The sequence below is a fragment of the Kitasatospora sp. NPDC036755 genome (assembly GCF_040636595.1).
In the GTDB taxonomy this organism is placed as follows: Bacteria; Actinomycetota; Actinomycetes; order Streptomycetales; family Streptomycetaceae; genus Kitasatospora.
The window spans coordinates 1-1,328 of sequence record NZ_JBEZUT010000687.1 but is presented as its reverse complement, the minus strand read 5'-3'; the positions used below and the strand labels follow the sequence as shown (position 1 = coordinate 1,328).

1 pseudogene is annotated in these 1,328 nt (G+C 82.0%); it reads right to left on the bottom strand.

Going from position 1 to position 1,328, the window contains the following annotated elements:
• A pseudogene (locus tag AB0E96_RS41210) lies at nucleotides 1-235 on the bottom strand (hypothetical protein); the annotation flags it as partial.
• Nucleotides 236-1,328 lie beyond the last annotated feature (1,093 nt).

Genomic DNA, 1,328 nt, shown 5'->3' with positions numbered 1-1,328 from the left:
CGGAAGGCACGGCGCCGTCCGTCGCCGGGGCCGCGATCCGCTGGACCGGTCCGCGCCCGCCGAGCAGCGGGGCGGTGCCCCCGGGCACGGCCGCCGTCGGCGGCAGCGCGTCGAGCGGCGCGCCCAGGCCGCCGCGCGTACGGGCAGGAGACGGGTCGGGCTGGGCCGGCGTCGGCGGGCCGACGGGCCCGGAGGGCGCCCGCTGTACGGTCACGTCCTCGACGGGCCCGCTCACCTGAGCGGGCGTCGGACCGGACCGGGCCGACGAAGCACGGTCCGGGGTCGGCGACGAGGTCGCGGCGGGCGTACCGGCCGCGGATGCCGAGCGCTGTACGGGCACGTCGTCCAGCGGCCCGCGAACCCGGGCGGGCGCCGGTTCGGACGACCGGGCGGGCGCGGCACGGTCAGCGGCCGACGGTGCGGGCCGCGCGGACCGCGCGCGCTGGACGGGGGCGCCGGAGGCGGGCCCGCTCCCGGCCCGGGTCGGTGCCGGGCTGCCGCCCGGATCGTCGGCCGCACGGGCGCGGCGGACCGGGGCGGTGGTGTCGTGGCCCACTCCGCCGGAGGGCCGGGCGTCATCGGCGGCGGCCCCCGCGTCGGCGGGGACGACGGGCATGGCCGGCGCCGACGGGGCGGCACCGGTGGCCCGGGGGCCACCGGTGGCCTGCGGCGTGGCGCTCGCGGGCAGAGCGGTCAGGGGCGCGCCGAGGACCGGGCGGGCGGGTGCCGCGGCCGCGGGACCGGGCGCGACGGAACGCTGGACCGTCCCTTCGCTCCCCCCGCTGCTCGCGGGCGCGGCGGTGGCGGGCGCGGTGGTCGTGGAGGTCGCGGACGGGCGGTGGGTGGCGTCGGAGGCTTCCGGCGTCGCCATCGCGGCGGAGGCCGGAGCCACGGACACCGGAGCCACGGGCGTCGGAGCCTCGGACACCGGAGCCACGGGCGTCGGCGCGTCGGTGCCCCGGACCGTCGGCCCGGTGGCGGTGTTCGGCGCCTTGCCCGTTCCCGGGACGGCTGCCACCGGGCGCGCGGACAGCGCCCTCGGGCGCCTCGCCACGACCAGCGGGGCGCCGACGGCACGCGGACGCACCGGACGGTCGGCCCGGACCGCGGGGACGTTCGGACGCGGGGAGGCGGTGCCGGGCTCGGGCCCAGCCCCGCCAGGAGTCGACGCCGCCCTCGGCACCGCCGGGCCGGGAGTCCCGGCGGCGGGTGCCTCGGCAACGGGCGTCCCGGCGTCGCCATCCAGACCGAGACGGCCGTCCGGCACATCGCCACCAGCTACCCGTACGACGCCCACCACGAGGGCCAGTTGTCGCTGCGCGACGGCG